At 38.9% G+C, this 1,218-nt stretch carries 2 rRNA genes; both read right to left on the bottom strand.

Annotation, left to right across the window (positions count from 1 at the left end):
- Positions 1–86 (bottom strand): 16S ribosomal RNA (locus FILTAD_RS15025); the annotation flags it as partial.
- A 1,058-nt stretch (positions 87–1,144) separates the two neighbouring features.
- Positions 1,145–1,218 (bottom strand): 5S ribosomal RNA (gene rrf, locus FILTAD_RS16305); the annotation flags it as partial.

The raw sequence follows: 1,218 nt of genomic DNA, 5'->3' as shown, positions 1-1,218 counted from the left end.
AGCAAGCTCCTTATTGTCCGCTCGACTTGCATGTATTAGGCACGCCGCCAGCGTTCGTCCTGAGCCAGGATCAAACTCTCCATAATAGAAGAAAATGAGAAGCTCATTTCTTGCTGGCATTAATTAAAAGAATATATTTCAATTCTTTGTTAATGACAATTTGTATTTCTTCGCTCCGACGTAAGTCGGTTACTTAGAAATGTTTTACTCAAGTACACTTGGTACTCTTGCTGTATTTCATTGACGTTTTGCTGTTCAGTTTTCAAGGTTCATATCGTTCATCGTTGTCTGCCGTTGTTGTAGCAGCAACTCTTATATCTTATCAAGTTATCTTCTCTTTGTCAACAACTATTTTCAACTTATTTTTTAAGTCGTTTTTATTGTTTACAATATGTCGGAGAAGCAACGTTATTAACTATAACATCCTATCTTGAAACTTGCAAGCTCTATTTTAAAAAAGTATGCATCAATTTATTTGCATCCACTAAGCTAGGCTTTCTTCTATATGTGTATTCCAACTAGCGTACGTCGCTTGCCCATCCAGACTCAGTTATCTTGACTCTTTGTGAAGTCTATCCAAAGAGGACATTCTAAACAATTGCGAACCTAGCAGTCCAAATTTAAAAGTTCTGTTTCCAACTATTTAGGACGGGCTAAATTTTATACCATCAAAAAACGGGTGGTTTCTTTACGTACCAGTACTCACCTGCTGCAGGGGGTTACCTTTGCTACCCTGTTGCTAATTACGTAGCACCTTTCCTGCGGAGTCATCGGCTAATGATATTCATTTCAAAATCTACTTTACCTCTATATTGCTTTAATAATTTACCATTGGGCTTCATCCCTCACACACCAAAAGGGTTTGCCGATTATTAGGGACAGAGAAAAAATGAACATTTGAACTTCCCTTGACTAAACTTTCAAGACTCCGACATCCGAAAAACAGTAATCGCTTGTGTAGATCCATGACTGGATATAAGGTTCTTTCTCATCGAAAGCTATGTTAAACGAAAAAAACTCCCCATCTTTACATTTGCCCTGGAGGATTTGTTGAAATAATGCCTGAATTACTTTTCGCTCTTTGGATCCTTTATTTTTCGGCATTAAAAAAAAGCCACCGCTTTTCAGCAATGACTTTCTTGGTGCCCGGCGACGTCCTACTCTCACAGGGGGAAACCCCCAACTACCATCGGCGCTGAAGAGCTTAACTTCCGTGTT

Origin of the sequence: Filibacter tadaridae (assembly GCF_900609045.1) — a bacterium.
Classification (GTDB): domain Bacteria; phylum Bacillota; class Bacilli; order Bacillales_A; family Planococcaceae; genus Sporosarcina; species Sporosarcina tadaridae.
This window is presented reverse-complemented; position numbering and strand designations above follow the sequence as displayed.